This window comes from Geodermatophilus sp. SYSU D01186 (assembly GCF_054050215.1).
This window is the reverse complement of the sequence record NZ_JBJGYW010000003.1, coordinates 63,068-86,081: the sequence shown is the minus strand read 5'-3', so window position 1 is coordinate 86,081 and position 23,014 is coordinate 63,068. Positions and strand designations below refer to the sequence as shown.

Sequence of the window (23,014 nt, the reverse complement as noted above, 5' to 3'; positions counted from 1 at the left end):
CTGTTAGGTTCGGCGGCGGAAGTGACACGGGGTGTCCCCGCAGGGGACTGAGAGCACACCCGTCGAACCTGCTCCAGTTCGTACTGGCGAAGGGATGTCACGGCGTGGATGCCGACGACCTGCGCGCGGCCCGGGCGGCCCTGCGCGCCACCACCCCCCTGGTGCACTGCCTGACCAACACGGTCGTGCAGACCCTCACCGCCAACGCCCTGCTGGCCGCCGGCGCGGCGCCGGCCATGGTCGACGCCCCGGAGGAGGCCGCCGACTTCGCGGCCGTCGCCTCCGCCGTGCTGGTCAACGTGGGCACGGTGAACGCCCGCACCGCCGAGGCGATGCGCCTGGCCGCCCGGTCGGCGGCCGCCGCCGGGACGCCGTGGGTCCTGGACCCGGTCGCCGTCGGCGGCCTGGTCTTCCGCACCGAGCTGGCCACCGAGCTGGTCGGGCTGCGGCCCACGGTGGTCCGCGGCAACGCCTCCGAGGTGATGGCGCTGGCCGGCGCGGGCAGCGGCGGCCGCGGGGTGGACAGCACCGCCGGCACCGACGCCGCGGCCCCGGCCGCGGCCGACCTGGCCCGCCGGACCGGTGGGGTGGTGGCCGTCAGCGGCGAGGTCGACCTGGTCACCGACGGGCGGCGGACGGTCCGCGTGGGCGGCGGCTCGGAACTGCTGACCCGCACCACCGGTGCCGGGTGCGCCCTCGGTGCGCTGGTCGCCGCCTACGTCGCCGCCACCGGCGACGCCCTCACCGGCACCGTCGCCGCCCACGCCCACGTGGCGCTGGCCGCCGAGGTCGCCGCCGACCTCGCCGACGGCCCGGGCACCTTCGCGCCCGCGTGGCTGGACGCGCTCGACGCCCTGGACGGCGACTCCCTGGCCGGCGCCGACATCCGGGGTTCCCGGTGACCCGCTTCGACCCCACCCTCTACCTGGTCACCGACACCGCGCTGTGCCACCCGCGGCCGGTCGCCGACGTCGTCCGCGCCGCGGTGGCCGGCGGGGTCACCGCCGTCCAGGTGCGCGACAAGACCGCCTCCCGCCGGGAGCTGCTGGCGCTCACCCGGGCGGTGCAGACGGCGCTCGCCGACCGGCCGGACGTGGCGGTGGTGGTCAACGACGCGGTGGACGTCGCCGTGGTCGCCGGCGCCGACGGCGCGCACGTGGGACAGGACGACCTGCCGCCGGGGGAGACCCGCGCGCTGCTCGGGCCGGACCGGCTGCTCGGGGTGAGCGTCTCCTCGGCGGCGGAACTCGACGCGGCGCTGGCCCTGCCCGCGGGCACCGTGGACGTCGTCGGGCTGAGCCCGGTGTGGGCCACCCCCACGAAGCCGGACGCCGCTCCGGGGCTGGGGCTCGCGGGCGCCGCCGCGCTGGCGACCGCCGCCCGTGCCGGTGGCCTGGCCGCGGTGGCGATCGGGGGCATCGACGCCGGCCGGGCGGCCGACGTGGCCCGCACCGGGGTCGACGGGATCTGCGTGGTGTCCGCGATCTGCGCCGCGTCCGACCCGGAGGCGGCGGCTCGCGCCCTGCGGACCGGGATCGCCGCCGGCCGGGCCGCGGGGGCGCACCGGTGACCGCGCCGGACGCGCCCCCGCGGCGGGCCGGGGTACCGGTCGCGCTCACCGTGGCCGGCAGCGACCCCAGCGGCGGGGCCGGCATCCAGGCCGACCTCAAGACCTTCAGCGCCCTCGGGGCCTACGGGACGGCGGTGCTGACCGCCCTCACCGCGCAGAACACCCGCGGCGTGACCGGCGTGCACCCGGTACCGGCGGAGTTCGTCGCCCAGCAACTGCACACGCTGCTCGACGACGTCCCCGTCGCCGCCACCAAGCTCGGCATGCTCGGGACGGCGGAGGTGGTCGCCGCAGTGGCCGGCGTCCTGGCCGCCCGCCCCGCCGGCCCGGTCGTCTGCGACCCGGTCATGGTGTCGACCAGCGGCCACCGGCTGATCGACGAGTCGGCGGTGGACGCCGTCCGCACCACCCTGCTGCCGCTCGCCGACCTCGTCACGCCCAACGTCCCCGAGGCGGCGGCGCTGCTGGACGCCGCGCCCGCGACCGACGTCGACGGGCTGGTCGGGCAGGGCGAGGCGCTGCTGGCGCTGGGCCCGCGGGCGGTGCTGCTGAAGGGCGGCCACCTGGGCGGGGCGGAGAGCGTCGACGTCCTGGTCACCGCGGCCGGCGCGACGCCCACCCGGCGGCCCCGGGTGGCGACCTCGGCCACGCACGGCACCGGCTGCACGCTCTCCTCGGCGCTGGCCGCCCTCGCCGCCGCGGAGGGCGCCGGCGACTGGCTGCCCCTGGTGGAGCGGGCGCGGGACTACCTGCAGGCCGCGCTGGTCGGCGGCGCCGGGCTGGGCATCGGCTCCGGGGCCGGCCCGGTCCACCACTTCGCCGGCATCTGGCCGTCGTGACCTCGTCCACCGAGCGGTTCACCGAGCGCGCCTGGGCGGCCACCGCCGGCCTGCGGGTGGCCATCGACGAGCTGTCCTTCCTCGCAGAGCTGGGCTCGGGCACCCTGCCGCCGGCCACCTTCCGGCACTACCTGGAGCAGGACACCCTCTACCTCGCCGAGTACGCCCGGGCGCTGACCCTGCTCGCCGCCCGCGCCCCGGACTCCGCCGCCGCGGCCTTCTGGGCGACGTCCGCGGCCACGACCGCGACGGTCGAGCGCCAGTTGCACGCCGACCTGCTGGCCGCCGAGCTCCGGCCGGCCGACCGGCCGGATGGCGACCCGGTGCCCTCCCCGACCTGCCTGGCCTACGTCTCCTACCTGGTGGCCGCGGCGGCGACGGCTCCGTACGCGGTGGGCGCCGCCGCCGCGCTGCCCTGCTACTGGGTGTACGCGGACGTCGGCGCGCGGCTGGCCCGGACCGCCGCGCTCGTCCCCGGGCACCCGTACCTGCGCTGGGTCGCCGCCTACGACTCCCCGGCGTTCCAGGACGCCGCTCGCGAGGCCCGGGCACTGGTGGACGCGGCCGCCCTCGCGTCGCCCGGGGCGGAGCCCGCGATGCTGCGCGCGTTCACCGTCGCCACCCGGTACGAGCTGGAGTTCTGGCGGGCGGCGCACGAGCGGGAGACCTGGCCGGACCGGCTCTGACGGTCAGCTCGCCGGCGGTTCACCCGTGGCCGGGACGATCGGGATGCGGGTGGCGCCGTCCGTGGCCCGGGAGGCACCGTCCGCGCCGGGCGCACCCGCCCCGCCCAGCCGGCGCAGCAGCGCCGCGACGTCGACGCCGGTGAGGTCGCCGGACAGCTGCAGGCCCTGCGCGACGTTGGCCGCCACCGACCGGCCCAGCGAGCCGGCGCCGTCGGCGGAGATGACCGTCATCTTGTCCACGCCGGCCAGCGGGGCGGCGGCCGCCTGGACGACGTCCGGGAGCACCTTGACCAGCATCTCCAGGATCGCCGCCTCGCCGTACTTCGCGAAGGCCTCCGAGCGGGCGTCCAGCGCCTCGGCCTCGGCCTGCCCGCGGGCGAGGATCGCGGCCGCCTCGGCCTGACCCTCGCGCTCGACGGCGTCCGCGACGGCCTGCCGGCGCAGCTTCTCGGCCTCACCCCGCTTGGCGCCCTCGATCGCCTCGGCCTCCGCCAGCGCCGAGCGGCGGGCCCGCTCACCCTCACCGGAGAGCTTGGCCTGCTCGGCGGCGGCCTGGGCGGCGGCGATGGTGGCCTGCCGCTGCGCCTCGGCGGTGAGGATCGCGGAGTTCTTGCGGCCCTCGGCCTCCTGCTCGACCTTGTACCGCTGGGCATCGGCCGGCCGGCGGACCTGGGTGTCCAGCTGCCGCTCGGTCAGCGCCGCCGTCCGCTCGGCGACCTTCTCCTGCTCGATGAGCACCGCCTGGTCCTGGGCGGCCTGCGCCAGCGGGCCGGCCGCGGCGGCCCTGGCCTTGGCGGCGTCGGTCTCGGCGGTGATCTCCGCCTGCCGGAGCGCGAGCTGCCGCTGGGCGACGGCGATCGCCTCGTCGGCCAGCAGCTGCTCCTGCTGGGCGGCCTGCCGGGCGCGGGCCTCGGCGATGCTCGCCTCCTTGAGCACCCGGGCGGCCTCGGGACGGCCCAGGTCGGCCAGGTAGCTGCCCTCGGCCTGGATGTCCTGCAGCTGGAAGGTGTCGAGCACCAGCCCCTGCCCGGTGAGGGAGGACTCCGCCTCCTCGGCGACGGCGGAGGCGAACGCCGCGCGGTCCCGGATGATCTCCTCGATCGTCAGCCGGCCGACGATGGAGCGCAGCGCGCCGGCGAGCACCTCCGAGGTGAAGGTGTCGATGCCCTCCTGCTGGTTGAGGAACCGCTGCGCGGCGGCGCGGATGGAGTCCTCGGTGCCGCCCACCTTGACGATGGCCACGCCCTCGAGGTCGCACTTCACGCCCTGCTTGGACACCGCCCCGCGGATGCCGACCGGGATGCGGCGGCTGGAGAGGTCCATCGTGTGCAGCTTCTGCACGACCGGCAGCACGAAGACGCTCGCGCCCATGACGACCTTCTGACCGGAGGAGTCCCGTGAGGTCACCCCGTTGGAGCTGGTCACCTGGCGGCCCTGCCGGCCGGTGACGATGAACGCCTGGTTGGGTCCGGCCACCTTGATCCGGGAGAGCACCAGCAGCACGAGCAGGAGCACCAGGACGGCGATGCCGCCGATGGCGATGAGCAGGGTCAGGTCCACGGTTCGGGGCCTCCGGTCTGGGGCAGCTCGGGCAGGGGGTCGGGCGCGGTGGACACCACCTGGACGGCGGTCTCGCTGAGCGCCTCGACGACGTAGACGGGGGTGCCGGCGGCCAGTGGGACGTCGCTGCGGGCGGCGAACTTCACCTGCTGGCCGGCGACCCGCAGCCGGACCTCCCCGAACCCCGCGGTCGGGACGGCGGAGACCACGACCCCCTGTGCCCCGAGCAGGTGGTGGCGGGTGAGGGTCTCGGCGGTGGGCATGTTCCGCAGCGCCCGCGACAGCCGGACCGCGGCCCAGGCCAGCGGGACCGCGACGGCCAGCCCGAGGACCAGGGCCAGCCCGAGCCGGCCGGCGTCCGGGAGGTCGTCGGGCAGGAGCGAGGCGGCGGCGGCGCCACCGAAGCCGACGCCGCCGAGCAGCGCCGCCACGGCGGGGACGGAGAAGGGGCCGTCCGCGTCGCCGGCGAGGTCGCCGATCTCGCCGACGACCAGGGAGAGCAGCAGGACGGCGAGGCCGATCGCGCCCACGACCAGGAGAGCGACCTCCACGCGCCCCCCTCCGTCGGTGTGGCCGCCGACACTCGCAGGCGCGGGCGCCGGTGATCAACCGGAACCGGCACCGGGGCGTCCGCGTCACCCGGTCGGAGGACGGGCGACGATGGGGTGGGCCGGCGACAGCGAGGAGGTGGGGCGTGCGGCGGGAGGCGAGCATCCTCCACCTGGACCTCGACGCCTTCTTCGCCGCGGTCGAGCAGCGCGACAAGCCGTCGCTGCGCGGGCGGCCGGTGGTGGTCGGCGGGGTCGGCGGCCGCGGCGTGGTGGCGACGGCGTCCTACGAGGCGCGGGCCTACGGGGCGCGCTCGGCGATGTCCACCGCCGAGGCGCGGCGGCGCTGCCCGGCCGGGACGGCGTTCCTCGGCGGCCGGTTCGCCGCCTACCGGCGCACCTCCGACGTCGTCATGGAACTGCTGCGGGAGCTCTCCCCGCTGGTGGAGCCCGCCTCGCTGGACGAGGCCTACGTCGACCTCGCGGCCGGTGCCGGGCACGACCTCTCCGTGGACGGCGTCACCGCGCTCGGGCGCCGGCTGAAGGAGCGGATCGCCGAGGCCACCGGCGGGGTGACCGGGTCGGTGGGCATCGGGTCCTCGAAGCTCATGGCCAAGATCGCCTCCGACCTCGACAAGCCCGACGGGCTGGTCGTCGTCCCCCCGGGGCGGGAGCTGGACGTGCTGCACCCGCTGCCGGTGACCCGGCTCGGCGGCGTCGGCCCGGCCACCGCGGAGCGGCTGCACCAGATCGGCGTGAAGACCGTCGCGGACCTCGCCGCCCGGTCGCTGCCGGACCTGGTCGCGCTGGCCGGGCGGGCGCACGGCGGGGGCCTGTACGCGCTGGCCCGCGCCGAGGACGACCGGCCGGTGGTGGCCGAGCGCGGCGCGAAGTCGGTGTCGCAGGAGTCGACGTTCGAGCGGGACCTCACCGACGTCGCCGTCCTCACGCGGGAGATCGACACGATGGCCGGGCGGGTCGCCACCCGGCTGCGCGACTCCGCCCTGTCCGGCCGGACCGTGACGCTCAAGCTGCGGCGCTACGACTTCACCACGCTCACCCGCTCGCAGACGCTGCCGCAGCCGACGGACGACCCGCGGGCGATCGCCGGGATCGCCCGCCGGCTGCTCACCGAGGCCGGCACCGCCGGGGGGTTGCGGTTGCTCGGCGTCGGCGTCTCGGGGTTGTCGCCCTACGCGCAGGGCGACCTGTTCGCGGCCGACGACCCCGCGCCGGCCGAGGAGGACCCGGTCCCCGACGAGGCCCCCGACGAGCCGGAGGCCCCGCTGCCCGCGGAGCAGCGGTGGTGGCCGGGGCAGGACGTCCGGCACGACGACCTCGGCGCCGGCTGGGTGTGGGGCCGGGGCCTGGGCCGGGTCACGGTGCGCTTCGAGGGCCCCGGGACGCCGCCCGGACCGGTGCGCACGCTGGCCGCCGACGACCCCGCCCTGCACCCCGCCGACCCGCCGGACTGGCGGGTCAGCCCGGGAACGCCGGCCGGCCCGGCACCGTGAGGTCGGAGTCGACGTGGACGTCGACCCCGTCGATGACCGCGCCGGGGTGATCTGCGAGCGCAGCGGCGGCCACGTCGACCGCCCGGTCGGCTGGCAGGACGTCGTCCGGCCGGCCGGGGGCTGGGAGCCGGGTGCCAGTTCGGTCGCGACCGGGGGCGATCATGGGCCGCATGGTCGACCAGAGCGCGTGGGTGCAGATGACGCAGGACGACCCCGGGCACTCGGCCGCCTACGTGCAGCGCTTCCGCACCATGGCCGCGCAGGGCGCCGACCTCGGCGGCGAGGCCCGGCTGGTGGACGCGATGCTGCCCCGCCGCTCCCGCGTGCTCGACGCCGGCTGCGGGCCGGGCCGGGTGGGCGGCCGGCTGGCTGCGGCCGGTCACGACGTCGTCGGGGTGGACGTCGACCCGGTGCTCATCGCCGCCGCCGAGGACGACCACCCCGGCCCGCGGTGGCTGGTCGGCGACCTCGCCGAGCTCGACCTGCCGGCGGCCGGGGTGGCGGGCGCCTTCGACGCGATCGTCTGCGCCGGCAACGTGATGACGTTCCTGGCGCCCTCCACCCGCGTCGCGGTGCTGGAGCGGCTGCGGGCGCACGTCGCCGGCGACGGACGCGCGGCCATCGGCTTCGGCGCCGGCCGGGGGTACGCCTTCGACGACTTCCTCGCCGACACCCGCACCGGCGGCTGGACGCCGGACCTGCTGCTGGCCACCTGGGACCTGCGGCCGTTCACGCCGACGTCGGAGTTCCTGGTCGCCGTCCTCCGCCCCGCCTGAGGGGTGCCGCGGGCGGCGCGAGACCCGGCTGTCCAGGGCGCTGGGCCTCGCGCCACCCGCCCCCGGCCGCCTCCCCTCGGGGCGACCTGCGGGTGCCGGGGTGTGGGAACGGGACGGTGGGGTCCGTCGACCCGGCACCACCATCGTCAGCGGGGAACCTGGACGGCAGCTGTGCGCCGGCTCCGAGGACGCCGTGACCCGACGCCGCCGCACCCTCGAGGCTTCGCCGCACCCCGCACGCCAGGGCCCCGGCTACGGCCGGGGCAGCCAGACCGGCCGCTGCCCCGCCGGCCCGACCGCCGCGGACCGCCACGGCGGCGAGCCCGGCGGCGCGACGAGCGTCACCGGCCCGTCGGGCGACGGCAGGGAGAGCAGGTACGGCGCCGGATCGACCGACGAGGCCGCCGCTGGGGCCGCGACCCGCGGTGCGTCCAGCAGCCAGTGCGCCGTGCGCGCGAGGGAGAGCTCCCCGTGCCAGCCGCCGCCCTCCTCCCGGCGGCGGGCCAGCGCGGCCAGCACCGTCGCGGCGGCCAGGTGACCGGTCGCGTGGTCCAGCGCCTGCGCCGGCAGCACCCCGGGCTCCCCGGCCGACCCGCACTCGAGCGCGATCCCGGTCGCCGCCTGCACCAGCGAGTCGAAGCCCCGCCGCTGTGCCCACGGCCCGGCCGTGCCCCAGGCCGACAGGCTCACCACGACCAGGTGCGGGTGCCGGGACGCCAGCGACGCGGGATCCAGGCCGAACCGCGCCAGCGCCCCGGGCCGGTACCCCTGGACCACGACGTCCGCCCCCGCCAGCAGCCCCTCGACCGTCCGGCGGTCGGCCGCCGCGGCGAGGTCCAGCAGCACGTGCCGCTTCCCGGGCCCCGTGTCGACCAGCTGCCCCGGGTCCTCGGGCAGCCGCGGGCTGTCGACCCGCAGCACGTCCGCGCCGTGCGAGGCGAGCGTGCGGGTGGCGACCGGGCCGGCGATGACCCGCGTCAGGTCCAGCACCCGCACCCCGTCGGGGGACGACGCCCGCACGGGCCCGTCGGCGACCCGGCGCAACCCGACCAGCGGGGCTCCCGCCACGGCCCGCCCCTGCGGCGTCCCCGCCCAGACCGACCGCGGACGGACGGCGGCGGCCGCACCTCCCGCCGCGACGACGGCCGCCTCCAGCTCCTCGGCCCGCCACCGCTCCGCCGCCGGGCCACCCTCGGGCCCCAGCACCCGCAACGCGGCGTCCCGGTGGTGCGGGTAGTTGCCGTGCAGCCGCAGCCAGCCGTCGGCGGTCCGCCAGAACCGCGACAGCGGCGCGAACCCGGGCGCGACCGGCTGCCCGCCCACCGCCGCGAACCGCTCGCTGCGGAACGCCGGCCCGACGTGCGCGGCGTCCACCTCGACCGGCTCCGAGCCGCCGCGGAGCAGCCGCGCGGCCAGCAACTGCGCGGCGACCGACCCCACGGCGAGGTCGGGCACGGGCAGCGGCCCGCCCAGACCGGTCGCCCCGACGACGCGGACCGACGGCGCCGCCCTCCCGGTCAGCAGCGGCCAGACCTCGTCGAGCAGAGCGCTCATCGACCGGTGATCCGCACACTCGGGTCGGTGCACCAGCGCAGCACCGCCGGCCACGACCCGTAGCCCGCCGGCAGGTCCAGGTGCGCGCCGCCCGGCACCACGTCGAGGTCCAGCCCGTGAGGCCTGCCGTAGACCTCCAGCGCCCCGCCCGGGCAGTACGGGTCGTCGTCGGAGGCCACCATCCGCACCCGGCGGCGGACGTCGTCGTCCAGCGGGGTCGTCTCGATGCCGTCGGGCACGAAGGCGGCCACCGCCGGCTCCCGGCGCAGCCGGTCGGGAGAGGGCGGGGCGACCAGCAGGACCCGGTCGGGCTGCAGGTCCCCGAGTGCCGGCTGCGCCGTCCACCAGAGCAGGACCGCCAGGCTGTGGCACACCAGCACCCGCTCGTCGCCGTCCAGGGCCGCCAGGTGGCGGCGGAACTCGGCCAGCCACTCGTCGAGCACCGGCTCGTCGGGCGAGGGGAACTGCGGGTAGGCCACGGCGTGCCCCTGCACGGCCAGCTCCCCGGCCAGCCAGTGCTGCCAGTGCCCGGCCGGACGCCGGTTCTCCCAGCCGTGCGCCACGAGGAAGCCGATCACGGCGGCGATCGTAGGGAGCGGCCTAGGGCTCGGCGGTGCCCAGGGCGATCGTGAGCTCCAGCACGGTGCGGGGGTCCTCCAGGCGGTCGCCGAACAGCTCGCGCAGCTGCCCCATCCGGTAGCGCACGGTCTGCGGGTGGACGAACAGCTCCGCGGCGATCCGCTCCCGCCGTCCGTGGTGCGCCAGCCACGAGCGCAGCGTCTCGACCAGCTTCTCCCGCGGACCCGGGGCGAGGTCCTCCAGCGGCGCGAGCACCTGGGCGCGCAGGTCGGCCAGCGCCTCGCCGTCGGCCCGCAGGACCAGCTCGGCCAGCCGCTGCTCGGTGTCCACCGGCGCCTCGCCCTCGGGTCGCAGGCCCAGCTGCAGCGCCCGCAGCGCCCGCGAGTAGGACGACCGGGCGTCCTGCCAGGGTCGCGGCGGTCCGACGACGGCCTCGCGCCCGGACAGCGCCTTGAGCAGGCCGCCCCGGGCGAACCCCTCCGCGTCCGGCACGAGCAGCACCGCCCGTTCGGTGGAGGGCTCGGCGCCGGGCAGGTCCGTGCCGGCCTGCAGCGTGCGGGCATCCAGCTGGGCGACCGCCCCGCGGGCCCGGGCCTCCGGGAGGAGCACCGCGGTGAGGGTCCGCGGCGGCGTCCAGTCCGCCCGCTCGGCCGCGGCGGCCAGGTCGTAGGCCGGGCTGCCGGTGAGCAGCAGCTCGGCCAGCCGCTCCAGGTGACGGCGGCGCTCGCGGCCACTGGTGGCCAGGTGGTCGGCGTGGCCGGCGACGCTGGAGGCCGACAACGCGTCGATGTAGGCGAACACCAGCTCGGCGAAGCGGGCCAGCGAGGCGGCGGGCATCCCGGCACCCACCGCGGTCTCGCTCATGTGCCGCCACGCCACACGGGCGCCGACCCGGTAGGCGGCCAGCAGCGCGTCCATCGTCCGCCCGTTCTTGGCCTCCCCGCGGCCCAGGGCGTAGGCACCCTCGAGCGCGGGACCGATCGGCCGGCTGGCGTCGACACCGGCCGTCGTCGTCGCCAGCTGGAGGAACCCCCCGAGCGCCAGCTGGACGGCGTTCTCGATCGCCCGGCCCATGTCGCCCCGGAAGGCCTCGGTGTAGCTGGGCACCTCGACGACGATCGCGGCCACGGTGCTCTCGGCCACCGCGGGCAGCTCGGCGCGCATGGCCGCGGCCACCGCGGGGGTGAAGGGGTTCTGCTCCGGCGTCACACTCACCTCACCGTCACCGGTTCTTTGTTCGGCCGAGACAGTATCCGGCCCGAGGTTCACGTCGAGAGCACAGGTAATTGCACGGTGGGCTGGGAACGATCAGAAGCATGACCGCGACCGTCCCGCGCCCTTCCCCGGCCCGGCCGGCCCTGACCGCCCTGCGCCGGCGGGCGCTGCGCCTCGCCGAGCTGGTGACGACGCCGCTGCTGCCCGACGACTACCTGGACCTGGTGCACCCGCTGCGCTCCGGCGCCGCCCTGCGCGGGCGCATCGAGGCGGTGCACCACGAGACCCGCGACGCCGCGACCCTCGTGATCCGCCCCGGCGCCGACTGGCGGCCGCACGTGCCCGGCCAGTGGGTGCGCATCGGTGTCGACGTCGACGGCGTCCGCCAGTGGCGCGCCTACTCGCTGACCTCGGACCTGACCCGCTCCGACGGCTGCATCAGCATCACCGTCAAGGCCATCCCCGGCGGGAAGGTCAGCAGCCACCTGGTGCACCACACCGAGCCGGGCACCATCGTGCAGCTCGACCAGGCCGCGGGTGAGTTCGTGCTGCCCACGCCGGCCCCGGCGAAGACGCTGTTCATCACCGCGGGCTCCGGGATCACGCCGGTCATGGGCATCCTGCGCAACCACCCCGAGCTCCCCGACGTCGTCCTCGTGCACTCCGCGCCCACCGCCGAGGACGTCGTCTTCGGTGCGGAGCTGCGGGCGCTGGCCGCCGCCGGCCGGATCCGGCTGGTCGAGCAGCACACCGAGACCGCAGGGCTGCTCGACGCCGCGGCGATCACCGCACTGGTGCCCGACCACGCCGAGCGCGCCACCTGGGCGTGCGGCCCCGTCGGCCTGCTGGAGGCCCTCGAGGAGCACTGGGAGACGGCCGGGCTGGCCGACCGGCTGTTCACCGAGCGGTTCCGACCCACGACCGTCGTCGCCGGCGAGGGCGGCACCGTCTCCTTCGTGAAGTCGGGCACGACGCTGGAGGCCGACGGCGCGACGACGATCCTCGACGCCGCCGAGGAGGCCGGCGTGCTCATGCCGAGCGGCTGCCGGATGGGCATCTGCTTCGGCTGCGTGCTGCCGCTGCGGGAGGGCGCGGTCCGCGACCTGCGCAACGGCGAGGTCACCACCGCCGCCCCCGGGGACGGCGTCCTCATCCAGACCTGCGTGAGCGCCGCCGCCGGCGCCTGCGACATCGACCACTGACCGACCGCCCCCGAACCCAGCGGAGGACTCACGCGTGACCGTCCTGCAGAAGAAGCCCGTCAACCCGATCGCCCACCTCACCGCCGAGGACATCGAGCTCATCGGCAAGGAGCTCGACGACATCCGTCAGAGCGTCATCGACACCCGCGGTGCGGCCGACGCGGCCTACATCCGCAAGGTCATCGACGTCCACCGGAAGATCGAGCTCGGCAGCCGCGCGGTGCTGCTGGCCTCGGGCTTCCCGCCCGCCTGGGTGCTCGGGACGATCGGCCTCTCGGTGGCCAAGATCCTCGACAACATGGAGATCGGGCACAACATCCTGCACGGGCAGTGGGACTGGATGCGCGACCCGAAGATCCACTCCACGACGTGGGAGTGGGACATGGCCAGCCCGGCCGAGCAGTGGAAGCACTCGCACAACGAGCTGCACCACACGTACACGAACGTGATCGGCAAGGACAACGACCTCGGCTACGGCATCATGCGCGTCGACGAGGACCAGACGTGGGTGCCGATGTACCTGGGGCAGCCGCTGTGGAGCTTCATCAACGCCTGCTTCTTCGAGTACGGCATCGCCGCCTACGACCTCGAGCTCGGCGCGGTCATCGCGAAGAAGCAGACCGGTGACCCCGAGTTCCGCGCGCGGGCCAAGGCCGTGCTGCGCAAGATCGGCCGGCAGGCACGCAAGGACTACCTCGTCCACCCGCTGCTGTCCGGGCCCAACTTCCTGGCGACCCTGACGGCCAACTTCGTGGCCAACCTGGTGCGCAACCTGTGGTCGAACTCCGTCATCCTCTGCGGGCACTTCCCCGAGGGCGTGGAGACCTTCGAGAAGAAGTCCATCGACGGCGAGACCCGCGGTGAGTGGTACCTGCGGCAGATGCTGGGCTCGGCGAACATCTCCGGGTCGAAGGCCATGCACATCATGACCGGCAACCTGTCGCACCAGATCGAGCACCACCTGTTCCCCGACCTGCCGAGCAACCGGTACGCCGAGATCGCGCCCCGGGTCCGTGACCTGTTCGACCGGTACGGGCTGAACTACCACTCGGCGCCGCTGCCGAAGCAGGTCGCGTCGGCCTGGCACAAGATCATCCGGCTGTCGCTGCCCAACGGGTGGCTGGACAAGACGACGGCGCGGAACCTGCCCTCGCAGCTGGTCAAGCTCTACAAGATGAGCACCGGGTCGCCGAAGGTCCGCCGCCGGCTCCTGGCCGAGGCCGCCGCGGCCTGACCCTTGGCCGCCCCTGAGGCGGCGGGAGCCGACGACGAGGCCCGGAGTGCTGGTAGCCGCACTCCGGGTTCTCGTCGTCCGTGGCCACGACGAGCACACGCGCTCAGCTGTCGGAGCCGAACCAGGGGTGGTCCTCCGCGCCGGCTGGCAGCGACCGCCGGCGGACCGAGTCCAGGCGCCGCCCGAGGACCGTGCCCACGGGCCAGCACCGGGCGAAGGACGCCGTCTCGTGCACCGTCTCCTCCACGAGGTCGGCGAAGTCCTCGTCGCCCAGGACATCGGGACCCAGACCGCTCGCGGCGAGATGGGCCTCCAGGGCCAGCTGCAGGTCGCCGAGGGAGAACTCGAGGTCGCGGACCATCGCGGTCGTCGTGCCCCGGTGCGAGCTCAGCCCGGTGAAGGCCCGGCCGCAGCCGCACCCGCCGTCGGGGTCGGGGTCGGCCTGGTCGGCCGCGCAGACGTCACCCACCAGGACCAGCTCGCCCTCGACGGCGAAGCAGAAGTCGCCGTCCCGCTCGCCCTGCCCCGTGTACGTCGCGGTCAACAGCTTCACGCGCCCACCGTGACAGGAGGGTCCGACGGTTTCCGCCGTGACGACAGCCGAGAGGCCCAGGACGACGTCGTCCTGGGCCTCTGGGGGTCTGGGGTCGGGTCAGTTCGCCATGTCCACGAAGCGGCTGTAGTGGCCCTGGAAGGCGACGGTGACGTTCGCGGTGGGGCCGTTGCGGTGCTTGACCAGCATGATGTCGGCCTCGCCGGCCCGCGGGCTCTCCTTCTCGTACATGTCCTCGCGGTGGATCATCATGACCATGTCGGCGTCCTGCTCGATCGAGCCGGACTCACGGAGGTCCGACAGCATCGGCTTCTTGTCCTGACGCTGCTCCGACCCACGGTTCAGCTGGCTCATCGCGATGACCGGGACCTCGAGCTCCTTGGCCAGCAGCTTGAGCGCACGGGAGAACTCCGAGACCTCCTGCTGGCGGCTCTCGACCCGCTTGCCCGAGGTCATCAGCTGGAGGTAGTCGATGACCACGAGCTTGAGGTCGTTGCGCTGCTTGAGCCGCCGCGCCTTGGCCCGGATCTCCATCATCGTCATGTTCGGGGAGTCGTCGATGTAGAGCGGGGCGTCGGCGATCTCGCCCATGCGACGGGCCAGCTTCGACCAGTCCTCGTCGGACAGCGTGCCGGCGCGCATGTGGTGCAGCGGCACCTTCGCCTCGGCCGACAGCAGACGCATGGTGATCTCGTGCTTGCTCATCTCCAGCGAGAAGATGACCGCCGGCAGGTGGTGCTTCACGGTGGCCGAGCGGGCGATGTCCAGGCCGAGGGTCGACTTGCCCACACCGGGGCGGGCCGCGATGACGACCATCTGACCGGCCTGCAGGCCGTTGGTGAGCTCGTCGAGGTCGCGGATGCCCGTGGGCACGCCGCGCGCGGTGCCACCGCGGGAGGCGATGGCGTCCAGCTCGTCCATCGTCGGCTGCAGGACGTCCTCGAGGCGCGCGTAGTCCTCGCTCATGCGCTTCTCGGTGACGTCGTAGATCTCCTGCTGGGCGCGGTCGACGATGTCGTCGACGTCGCCCTTGCCGCCCGCGGCGCCGTAGCCCAGCTGGACCACGCGGGTGCCGGCCTCCACCAGCCGGCGCAGCACCGCCTGCTCGGCCACGATCGCCGCGTAGTAGCCGGCGTTGGCCGCGGTGGGCGTGGACTGGATGAGCGTGTGCAGGTAGACCGCGCCGCCCATCTTCGACAGCTGGTCGGTGCGGTTGAGCTCCGCGGCGACGGTGATCGCGTCGGCCGGCTCGCCACGGCCGTACAGGTCGAGGATGCAGTCGAAGATCACCTGGTGCGCGGGCCGGTAGAAGTCCGGGCCGGCCAGCACCTCGACGACGTCGGCGATCGCGTCCTTGCTCAGCAGCATGCCGCCGAGCACCGACTGCTCGGCCGCGACGTCCTGCGGCGGCTGCCGGTCGTACTCCGGCGCCGTCGGCATCGGTCGGCTGAACTCGTCGGCCACCGCCACGGAGGCTCCTCCATCCACTCACCGGCGCACCCGCGAACAGACCCCGGCCGCCGGCCGGGGCCTGGTGGGGGAAGCACCAGAATCGACGTACACCTGACTCGAACGTCTGTTCGTGTCATTGCTACCGCGCGGCACCGACAGGACGCGCCGGCGGCAGCTCGGGGAGGACGTTAGGAAGCTGAGACGGAGCAGTCCAACACCGCTGTGCACCTCGTTCTGCACAACTTGTGGACAAGTCGGTGGACACAGACGTGTCGACATGTGGAGACAGCGGGGGACGGACGGGCGCCGATCTCCACATCCCGCGCCTGAGCTGCGGGAAGACGACCCACCGGGTGTGGACGGGGAAAATCACCGAGAAATCCGGGTGTCGCCCCCCGGCGTGTCGCGGACCGGTGACCACCCGTCCCACGGGCCACATGTCCACAGCTCCACTCGTGCCCGCCGGTGGTCCACCATGGGCTCCCGCCGCCGACCGCCCCGGACCCGTGGCGGCGGCCGAGGAAGGGAGGCCCCGATGCCCGTCACCCGTACCCCCGTGAACCCCTGGCCGTGGTCGGCCGCCTTCGGCTTCGACCAGGCCGCGCTCGTCGAGGGCGCCGGCAGGGTGCTCGTGTGCTCCGGTCAGGCCGCCGTGAACGCCGAGGGCGTCCCGCAGCACCCAGGCGACCTGGCCGCCCAGGTGGCCCTGAGCCTCGACAACGTCCAGACCGTGCTGAAGGACGGCGGCATGACACTGGCCAACGTCGTCCGGCTGAACGTCTTCACGACCGACGTCGACGGCATCATGACCTGCTGGCCGGCCCTCGCCGAGCGCTTCGCCGCCGCCGGGATCCGGCCGACGTCGACCCTCGTCGGGGTCACGCGGCTGGCCTTCCCGGAGCTGATGGTCGAGATCGAGGCGACGGCGGTCGACTGACGGAGGGCCCCCTGCCCCCGCCGCTCGCGGGACCCTGCACGGGGGCCACGACGCCGCGAGGGGCGCCGGACCGGAGTCCGACGCCCCTCGCGGGCGGTGGGCCCTCCACGGCTTCCCCGGAGGGAACCTGGAGGGTCCGGGTTCAGCTGGGGACGACCTCGATCGCCAGCTGGGTGGTCACCTCGGGGTGCACCCGCACGGTGACGGTGTGCTGGCCCGTGGTCTTGATGCTGCTGGGCAGCTCCACGCGGCGGCGGTCCAGCGCCGGGCCACCGGCGGCGGTGACGGCGTTGACGACGTCGGCGGTGGTGACGCGGCCGAACAGGCGGCCACCCTCACCGGCGCGGGCCGGCACGCGGACGGTCAGCCCGGACAGGCTGCCGGCCACGGTCTGCGCCTCCTCGAGCGACCGCACCTCGCGGGCGGCACGCGCCCGGCGCAGCGACTCGACCTGCTTCTCGGCACCGCGGGTGGCGACGATGGCCAGGCCGCGGGGCAGGAGGTAGTTGCGGGCGTACCCGCCCTTGACCTCCACGGTGTCACCGGAGGAACCGAGACCGGTGACCTCCTGCGTAAGGATCAGCTTCTGGGTGCTCATGGTCAGCGCGCCGTCGAGGTGTAGGGCAGCAGAGCCATCTCGCGGCTGTTCTTCACGGCCACGGCGACGTCCCGCTGGTGCTGGCTGCAGTTGCCGCTGACGCGGCGGGCACGGATCTTGCCGCGGTCGGAGATGAACTTCCGCAGCAGGGTCGTGTCCTTGTAGTCGATGTAGGTCGCCTTGTCCTTGCAGAACTGGCAGACCTTCTTCTTCGGCTTGCGGATGGGGGGCTTGGCCACCGGGGTTCTCCAGTTACGAAGAGGTTCAGGGGGTTGTCGGCCCCGTCCAGAGGCTCACCCCGAGCGTGGGAGGGGGTGAGGAGGACGGGGTCCTCTTTCAGAAGGGCGGTTCGTCCGACGGCGGGGCCGGGGTCGACCACGGGTCGCTCGACCCGCCGCCGCCGCCGCCGAAGCCGCCACCGCCACCGCCGCCGAAGCCGCCGCCACCCTCACCGCGCGAGGCCTTGGTGACCTTCGCGGTGGCGTAGCGGAGCGAGGGGCCGATCTCGTCGACCTCCAGCTCGACGACGGTGCGCTTCTCGCCTTCCTTGGTCTCGAACGACCGCTGCTTGAGCCGGCCGGAGACGATCACCCGCGAACCGCGGGTCAGCGACTCGGCGACGTTCTCCGCCGCCTGCCGCCACACGTTGCAGCGCAGGAAGAGCGCCTCGCCGTCCTTCCACTCCTGCGACTGGCGGTCGAACGTCCGCGGCGTCGAGGCGACGGTGAAGTTGGCGACCGCGGCACCGGAGGGCGTGAACCGCAGCTCCGGGTCCGACGTCAGGTTGCCGATGACGGTGATGACGGTCTCGCCGGCCATCGTCAGTGGGCCTCGGGCCGCATCAGCTTCGTGCGGAGGACCGACTCGTTCAGGTTGAGCTGCCGGTCGAGCTCGGCGACCGCGGCGGGCTCGGCCTGGATGTCGATGACGGCGTAGATGCCCTCGACCTGCTTCTTGATCTCGTAGGCCATGCGGCGACGGCCCCAGATCTCGGTCTTGAACGTGCCGCCGGCGTTGCTGACGACGGTCAGGAACCGGTCGAGGGACGGCGCGATGGTCCGCTCCTCGAGATCGGGGTCGAGGATGACCATCAGTTCGTAGTGACGCACGGAGAACCCCACCTCCTCTGGTCTGGGCGGCTGCAGTCGGTCTGCAGCAGGAGGGTCGTACACGCGTCGCGCGCCCCGACCGGAGGTACCGGTGGAACGCGCTCCGCCCATGGTACGCCACGCGCCGACCTCGCCGCGGGGCGCGTCCACAGGCCCCCTGCAGGGTCCCGCCGCGAGCCTGCGAGCGACGGGGGGCAGGGGGTCCTTCTAGGGTTCCCGCCGTGCCAGCTCACCCGATCGGCGTACACGTCGGCCCCGGCCTGACCGAGGACAACGAGCTCGACGCCGGCGGTCCGCTGGCGCGCGCGGCGGAGATGGACGCCGACGGCGTGCAGGTCTTCCTCGCCGACCCGCAGGGCTGGACCGCCCCCAAGCCCCGCCCGGACGCCGCGGACCTGCTCGCCGGCGACGTCATGGTGGTCGTGCACGCGCCCTACGTGCTCAACGTGGCGACGACGAACAACCGCATCCGCATCCCGAGCCGCAAGCTGCTGGACGCGCACGCCCGGGCCGCGGCCGCGATCGGCGCCCGCGGCATGGTCGTGCACGGCGGCCACGTGCTGGCCAAGGACGACCCGGCGGCCGGTGTCGACAACTGGCGCAAGACGTTCGCGCGGCAGGCGGAGACCGGCGGCTTCGCCGTCCCGCTGCTCATCGAGAACACCGCGGGCGGCGGCAACGCGATGGCCCGCGACCTCGACGCGATCGCCCGCCTGTGGGAGGCGGTCGGGGAGTTCGGCGCCGGCTTCGTGCTCGACACCTGTCACTCCTGGGCCGCCGGGTGGGACCTCGCGACCGCGGTGGACGACGTCCGGGCGATCACCGGCCGCGTCGACCTGGTGCACCTGAACAACAGCCGCGACCCGGCCGGCTCCAGCCGCGACCGGCACGCACCGCTGACCGACGGCGAGATCCCGACCGAGCTCCTGGTCGAGGTGGCCCGCGCCGCGGACTGTCCCGTCGTCCTGGAGACCCCCGGCGACGCCGCCGCCCACGCCGAGGAGATCGCCTTCCTGCGGTCACACGTCAGCTGACCGCCGGCGCAGCACCACCCGGTCCGCCGCGTGGTCGAGGACGCCTCCGGCCGGGTCGTCGACGCCGGGCCAGCTCGCCCGGACGACGTCGCCGTCCGGGCGCCAGACGTCCCGCACCACCAGCGCCATGAGGACGACGACGGCGATGTCGCGCACCGTCACGGCGAGGAAGAACCACTCCACGCCGACGCCGCGGTTGTCGGTGCCGAGGTACCAGAGCAGCCGGGGCACCCACACCAGCGCCTCGGTGGCCTGCCACAGCAACAGCGCCCGCCACTGCGGCCGGGCCAGCACCGCCAGCGGGAGCAGCCACACGGAGAACTGCGGGCTCCACACCTTGTTCAGCAGGAGGAACCCGGCGACCAGCAGGAACGCCACCTGCGCGACGCGGGGCCGCACCGGGGCGGCCAGCGTCAGCCAGGCCACCGCCGCGACGAGCGCGAGCACCGCGACGGCCACGGCGGCGTTGAGCACGACCGGCGCCTCGCCCTCGGCCAGCGGACCGTCGAACAGCCGCCCCCCGGAGACGTGGATGGCGATGTTCCACAGGGTGTCGGGGTCGGCCGGCCGCTCGCTGTTGAGCCGGAAGAACCGCGACCAGTTCTCCGGGGCGAGGACGGCGACGGGCACGTCCACCGCCGCCCAGGCCAGCCCCGCGGCTCCCGCCGTCCGCAGCCAGGTCCGCAGCCGCCCCGCCCGCAGGCACAGCAGGAACAGCGCGCCCAGCAGCAGCACCGGGTACAGCTTGGCGGCGACGCCGAGACCCAGCAGCACCCCGGCGAGCACCGGGCGGCGGCGTGCCCAGGCCCACACCCCGAGCGAGGCCAGGGCGACGGCCAGCAGGTCCCAGTTGGTGAACGCGTGCACGAACAGCAGCGGGGACAGCCCGACCATCGCGGCGTCCCACGGCCGCCGTCCGGAGGAGCCGAGCACCGCGCGGGTCACCAGCAGCGCGCACAGCGACAGCAGCAGGCACGTGGCGACGTAGTACGACTGCACCGCCGGGACGGCGGGCAGCACGCCGGACGCCGCCGCCAGCGCGTCGTAGGACCGGCCGAGCAGGGCCGAGACGAACATGAGCGCGCCGGTGAGCACCGGGTACTCGACGGCGGAGTCCAGGTAGGGGACCTCCCCGGCGTCCAGCCCGTGCAGGCCGTAGAGCGGGACGGTGTCGGAGTAGCAGAAGTGCGTGTACTGCACCCAGCCGGCCCAGTTGCCGTCGGAGCAGGGCGCCTGCTTGACCCAGGCGAGCGCCAGCACGGTGGTGCTGAACAGCAGGCAGACCCGCAGCGGCGTCCAGAACAGGGCCCGGCCGGTGACCGCGTGCCGTCCCCACGGGCCGCCGACGGCCTCGCTGGCCTGCGTGGCCACCGGGTCGGTCCAGGTCGGGACGACGCGGTCGGGGCGCGCGTCGTCCCCCCGGCCGGTGGTCGCCGCCGGTGACGCCGAGGGCCCGCCCGCCGGCTGGACAGCCGGGTCGGACGGGCCCTGCGGGGAAGTGCTCACGCGGACAGTCTGCCCGCGCAGGTCAGCCGGTCGGCTGCAGCTCGCTGTCGGGTTCCACGGGCTGCGCCGGCTGGGCAGGGGCCGGGCTGCCGGGCTGCGGCGGCATGGTGCGACCCCCCGGGCCTGTCTGGTCGCCGGTCGTCCCGCCGTTGCCGGTCTGCCCGTTCGTCGTCTCGCCGTTGCCGGTCTGACCGTTCGTCGTCTCGCCGTTGCCGGTCTGACCGTTGCCGTTGCCGTTGCCGGTCCCGTCGGCCGGCGGCGTGTCCTGGACGACCGGCGGGGTCGACGGCTGCGACTGCGTGGGCGGGGCGGTGGACGGCTGCGGCCGCGGGGTCTGCGGCGCCGGCTCGGGCACGCTCACGCCGGTGTCGCCCCGGATGAGCGCCCGGTCGGGCAGGTCCTCCTTCGGCGTGCCCTCGAGGACGCTGTTCATGAACTCCTGCCAGATCGCTCCGGGCAGGCCCGAGCCGTAGATGATCGCGCCGCTGGAGTTGACGATCGGGTCACTGGGCGAGTCGTTGCCCATCCACACCGCCGTCGACAGCGACGGGGTGTAGCCGACCATCCAGGCGTCGGAGTTGTCCTCGCCCTGGCCCTGCGTACCGGTCTTGCTGGCCACCTCGCGGCCGCCGTCCAGCGCCCGCTTGGAGTAGGACGCCACGCCCTTGAGCGCGAAGGTGACGTCGTTGGCGACGTCGGCGGTGATCGCCTGGTCACCGGAGTCACCGGAGTACTCCAGCAGCAGCGCGCCCTGGCTGTCGGTCACGCGGGAGACGAAGAACGGCTCGTGCTCGACCCCGCCGTTGGCCAGGGTGGCGAAGCCGTGCGCCTGGTCGATCGGGCGCATCTCGTACTCACCGATGCCGATCGCCGAGCCGGTGAAGCCGTCGGCGTTGGCCAGCGTGGTGTTGCCGGCGAGGTTGGTGCCCTCGGGCCACACCTCCGGCAGGCCGGTGGCGGCCAGGGCCGTCTCGCGGACCTTCTCCGGACCGACCTCGTGCGCCAGGCCGTAGAAGGTGGTGTTCAGCGACCGGGTCATGGCCTCGACCAGCGTGCACGCGCCGCAGGACGCGCCGCCGGAGTTGCGCACCAGCGCCTCGCGGTCGTCGAACTTCTGCGGCGAGCTGCCGTCCCGGCGGGCGTTGACGCTGATGCCCTCCTCCAGCGCGGTGGCCAGGGTGTAGGGCTTCATCGACGAGCCGGCCTGGCGCTGGGCCTGCGCGTAGTCGGTGCCGTTGCCGTTCGCGCCGCCGTAGTAGGCGCGCACCGCACCGTTGTGCGGGTTGACGGCGACCAGCGCCTGCCGCAGGCCGTCGGGCTGGCCGTCCATCACCTCGTCGACGGCGGCCGCCGCGGCGTCCTGCGCACGCTTCTCCACCGTGGTGGTGATCCGCAGGCCGCCGGCCCGGATCTGCTGCTCGGTGTAGCCCTTCGCCTCGAGCTCGTCCATGGCCCGCTGCACGACCAGGCCCTCGTGGGTGCCGGGGATGCCGAGGTTCGACTCGGTCTTGGGCTGCACCGGCGGGTAGACCGAGGCGTCCCGCTCCTCCTGGGTCAGCCACCCCTCGTCGACCATGGCGTCGAGCACCAGGCCCCAGCGCTTCTGCGCGCCCTCGGGGTTGGTCTCGGGGTCGTTGTTGCTGGGGCTGCGGATGAGGACGGCGAGGACGGCGCCCTGCTGCGGGGTCAGCTCGGCGGCCGGCACCCCGAAGTAGGTGTTGGCCGCGCTCTCGATGCCGTAGGCGCCACGGCCGAAGTAGATGGTGTTCAGGTAGTTCTCGAGGATCTCGTCCTTCTCGTACTCGTTGTCGAGCTTGATGGAGAGGAAGAGCTCCTGGAACTTGCGGCTGAACGTCTGCTCCTGCGTCAGGAACGCGTTCTTGACGTACTGCTGGGTGATCGTCGAGCCACCCTGGGTCGAGCCGCCGGTGAGGTTGTTCCACGCGGCCCGCATGATCCCGGTGAAGGAGATGCCCGGATCGGTGTAGAAGCTGCGGTTCTCGGCGGCGAGGATCGCCTCCTGCGCCGGCTTCGCGACCTTGTCGAGGGGGACGTTGGTGCGGTTGCCGCCGTCCACGCCGAGCCGCGCCATCTCGGTGGTGCCGTCGGCGTAGTAGACGACGGTCGTCTGCGCGTTCTGCACCGAGTCGGGGTCGGGCACCTCGGTGGTGGCGTAGACGACGCCGACGAAGACGCCGAGCAGCACGAGCATGCCGGCGAACGCGGCGCCGACGATCTTCAGCCGGCGGCGGCCCTTCTGCTTCTTCGTGCGGGCCGCCTTGGTCATCGGCCGGCCGCTCGGCCGCCCCGACCGTGCGACGGCGGAACCGGGGCGCGCGCCGCCGGACCGGGACGCCGTCGTCCGGCCCCCACGGCCGGCTGGTGGCCGCCGGTTGCCGCCGTTCCCGCCGCCGGTGCGGCCCGGCGCCGGTCGGCGGTCGGGGCCGCCCTGCGGCCCGACCGGGGAGGTCTCGTCGTGGGGAGGCACGAAGGGGCCCCTCTCTGACTCGTTCGGTGGGCGGGACGAAGGCGTCCCGCACTCAGGGTG

Annotated in this window: 24 protein-coding genes and 1 riboswitch; of the genes, 10 read left to right on the top strand and 14 right to left on the bottom strand. The window is 74.7% G+C overall.

Annotated elements, in window-relative coordinates; genetic code table 11:
* Positions 1 to 17 precede the first annotated feature (17 nt).
* Positions 18 to 112, top strand: a riboswitch (TPP riboswitch).
* The 4 genes from thiM (at position 105) to ACI784_RS03120 (ending at position 3,095) form a co-directional block, all read left to right on the top strand.
* Entirely contained in the window at positions 105 to 902 is a 798-nt protein-coding gene (thiM, locus tag ACI784_RS03135) for a hydroxyethylthiazole kinase (RefSeq protein ID WP_456921897.1), read from the top strand. Its footprint overlaps the riboswitch before it by 8 nt.
* Positions 899 to 1,570, top strand: coding sequence for a thiamine phosphate synthase (gene thiE / locus ACI784_RS03130; protein WP_457012500.1), 672 nt, complete (start codon positions 899 to 901; stop codon positions 1,568 to 1,570). The genes thiM and thiE overlap by 4 nt, the downstream gene beginning before the upstream one ends.
* Complete coding sequence (gene thiD / locus ACI784_RS03125) at positions 1,567 to 2,409, top strand: bifunctional hydroxymethylpyrimidine kinase/phosphomethylpyrimidine kinase (protein WP_457012498.1); 843 nt, start codon at positions 1,567 to 1,569, stop codon at positions 2,407 to 2,409. The genes thiE and thiD overlap by 4 nt, the downstream gene beginning before the upstream one ends.
* Positions 2,406 to 3,095, top strand: a complete 690-nt coding sequence (locus ACI784_RS03120) for a TenA family protein (RefSeq protein WP_456921894.1) — start codon at positions 2,406 to 2,408, stop codon at positions 3,093 to 3,095. The genes thiD and ACI784_RS03120 overlap by 4 nt, the downstream gene beginning before the upstream one ends.
* 3 nt (positions 3,096 to 3,098) lie before the next feature.
* On the opposite strand, the gene ACI784_RS03115 is transcribed toward ACI784_RS03120, so the two are convergent.
* Complete coding sequence (locus tag ACI784_RS03115) at positions 3,099 to 4,655, bottom strand: flotillin family protein (RefSeq protein WP_457012497.1); 1,557 nt, start codon at positions 4,653 to 4,655, stop codon at positions 3,099 to 3,101.
* Positions 4,646 to 5,206 (bottom strand): hypothetical protein, encoded by a 561-nt coding sequence (locus tag ACI784_RS03110; protein WP_457012496.1) that lies wholly within the window; start codon positions 5,204 to 5,206, stop codon positions 4,646 to 4,648. Before ACI784_RS03110 ends, ACI784_RS03115 begins: the two co-directional genes overlap by 10 nt.
* A 143-nt stretch (positions 5,207 to 5,349) precedes the next feature.
* On the opposite strand from ACI784_RS03110, the gene ACI784_RS03105 reads away from it, so the two are divergent.
* Entirely contained in the window at positions 5,350 to 6,717 is a 1,368-nt protein-coding gene (locus ACI784_RS03105; protein WP_457012494.1) for a DNA polymerase IV, read from the top strand.
* On the opposite strand, the gene ACI784_RS03100 is transcribed toward ACI784_RS03105, so the two are convergent.
* Complete coding sequence (locus tag ACI784_RS03100) at positions 6,683 to 6,880, bottom strand: hypothetical protein (RefSeq protein ID WP_457012492.1); 198 nt, start codon at positions 6,878 to 6,880, stop codon at positions 6,683 to 6,685. The genes ACI784_RS03105 and ACI784_RS03100 overlap by 35 nt on opposite strands.
* A gap of 7 nt (positions 6,881 to 6,887) precedes the next feature.
* On the opposite strand from ACI784_RS03100, the gene ACI784_RS03095 reads away from it, so the two are divergent.
* Positions 6,888 to 7,493 carry a class I SAM-dependent methyltransferase gene (locus ACI784_RS03095; RefSeq protein ID WP_457012491.1) on the top strand — a complete coding sequence of 202 codons (606 nt, stop codon included), beginning with the start codon at positions 6,888 to 6,890 and terminating at the stop codon, positions 7,491 to 7,493.
* A gap of 252 nt (positions 7,494 to 7,745) precedes the next feature.
* Here the strand turns inward: ACI784_RS03095 and ACI784_RS03090 are convergent, their stop codons facing one another.
* Genes ACI784_RS03090 through ACI784_RS03080 form a run of 3 tightly spaced genes read right to left on the bottom strand, consistent with a single transcriptional unit; the run spans position 7,746 to position 10,841 of the window.
* Entirely contained in the window at positions 7,746 to 9,047 is a 1,302-nt protein-coding gene (locus ACI784_RS03090) for a CoA transferase (RefSeq protein ID WP_457012490.1), read from the bottom strand.
* Positions 9,044 to 9,625, bottom strand: coding sequence for an RBBP9/YdeN family alpha/beta hydrolase (locus tag ACI784_RS03085; RefSeq protein WP_457012489.1), 582 nt, complete (start codon positions 9,623 to 9,625; stop codon positions 9,044 to 9,046). Before ACI784_RS03085 ends, ACI784_RS03090 begins: the two co-directional genes overlap by 4 nt.
* 22 nt (positions 9,626 to 9,647) lie before the next feature.
* The gene (locus ACI784_RS03080) at positions 9,648 to 10,841 is read right to left on the bottom strand and encodes a PucR family transcriptional regulator (protein WP_456921886.1); all 1,194 of its coding nucleotides are present in this window, start codon (positions 10,839 to 10,841) and stop codon (positions 9,648 to 9,650) included.
* A gap of 101 nt (positions 10,842 to 10,942) precedes the next feature.
* Between ACI784_RS03080 and ACI784_RS03075 the strand changes: the two genes are divergently transcribed.
* Together ACI784_RS03075 and ACI784_RS03070 are read left to right on the top strand one after the other, a co-directional pair.
* A complete protein-coding gene (locus ACI784_RS03075) occupies positions 10,943 to 12,043 on the top strand; it encodes a ferredoxin reductase (protein ID WP_457012488.1) in 1,101 nt (366 codons plus the stop codon).
* A 34-nt stretch (positions 12,044 to 12,077) separates the two neighbouring features.
* Positions 12,078 to 13,277 (top strand): fatty acid desaturase family protein, encoded by a 1,200-nt coding sequence (locus ACI784_RS03070; RefSeq protein ID WP_457012487.1) that lies wholly within the window; start codon positions 12,078 to 12,080, stop codon positions 13,275 to 13,277.
* A 103-nt stretch (positions 13,278 to 13,380) separates the two neighbouring features.
* On the opposite strand, the gene ACI784_RS03065 is transcribed toward ACI784_RS03070, so the two are convergent.
* Positions 13,381 to 13,830, bottom strand: a complete 450-nt coding sequence (locus ACI784_RS03065; protein ID WP_456921883.1) for a DUF7715 family protein — start codon at positions 13,828 to 13,830, stop codon at positions 13,381 to 13,383.
* A 99-nt stretch (positions 13,831 to 13,929) separates the two neighbouring features.
* A complete protein-coding gene (dnaB, locus tag ACI784_RS03060) occupies positions 13,930 to 15,300 on the bottom strand; it encodes a replicative DNA helicase (RefSeq protein WP_456921882.1) in 1,371 nt (456 codons plus the stop codon).
* Between the two features lie 517 nt (positions 15,301 to 15,817).
* Here dnaB and ACI784_RS03055 point away from each other — a divergent pair.
* On the top strand, positions 15,818 to 16,219 hold the full coding sequence (locus ACI784_RS03055; protein ID WP_457012486.1) for a RidA family protein: 402 nt from the start codon (positions 15,818 to 15,820) through the stop codon (positions 16,217 to 16,219).
* 142 nt (positions 16,220 to 16,361) lie between these two features.
* Here ACI784_RS03055 and rplI read toward each other — a convergent pair whose 3' ends face one another.
* From rplI to rpsF, 4 genes are all read right to left on the bottom strand, one after another.
* Positions 16,362 to 16,817: a 50S ribosomal protein L9 gene (rplI, locus tag ACI784_RS03050; protein ID WP_456921880.1), complete on the bottom strand. Its 456-nt coding sequence runs from the start codon at positions 16,815 to 16,817 to the stop codon at positions 16,362 to 16,364.
* Positions 16,818 to 16,819: 2 nt separating this feature from the next.
* On the bottom strand, positions 16,820 to 17,056 hold the full coding sequence (gene rpsR, locus ACI784_RS03045; RefSeq protein WP_097207512.1) for a 30S ribosomal protein S18: 237 nt from the start codon (positions 17,054 to 17,056) through the stop codon (positions 16,820 to 16,822).
* A gap of 97 nt (positions 17,057 to 17,153) precedes the next feature.
* On the bottom strand, positions 17,154 to 17,636 hold the full coding sequence (locus tag ACI784_RS03040; RefSeq protein ID WP_457012485.1) for a single-stranded DNA-binding protein: 483 nt from the start codon (positions 17,634 to 17,636) through the stop codon (positions 17,154 to 17,156).
* A gap of 2 nt (positions 17,637 to 17,638) precedes the next feature.
* Entirely contained in the window at positions 17,639 to 17,926 is a 288-nt protein-coding gene (rpsF, locus tag ACI784_RS03035; protein ID WP_456921879.1) for a 30S ribosomal protein S6, read from the bottom strand.
* Between the two features lie 221 nt (positions 17,927 to 18,147).
* Between rpsF and ACI784_RS03030 the strand changes: the two genes are divergently transcribed.
* Entirely contained in the window at positions 18,148 to 18,960 is an 813-nt protein-coding gene (locus ACI784_RS03030) for a deoxyribonuclease IV (protein WP_457012484.1), read from the top strand.
* Here ACI784_RS03030 and ACI784_RS03025 read toward each other — a convergent pair.
* Together ACI784_RS03025 and ACI784_RS03020 are read right to left on the bottom strand one after the other, a co-directional pair.
* Entirely contained in the window at positions 18,946 to 20,466 is a 1,521-nt protein-coding gene (locus tag ACI784_RS03025; protein ID WP_457012483.1) for a glycosyltransferase family 87 protein, read from the bottom strand. The two genes, ACI784_RS03030 and ACI784_RS03025, sit on opposite strands and share 15 nt — an antisense overlap.
* A gap of 22 nt (positions 20,467 to 20,488) precedes the next feature.
* Positions 20,489 to 22,753, bottom strand: coding sequence for a transglycosylase domain-containing protein (locus ACI784_RS03020; RefSeq protein WP_457012482.1), 2,265 nt, complete (start codon positions 22,751 to 22,753; stop codon positions 20,489 to 20,491).
* Positions 22,754 to 23,014: the final 261 nt, after the last annotated feature.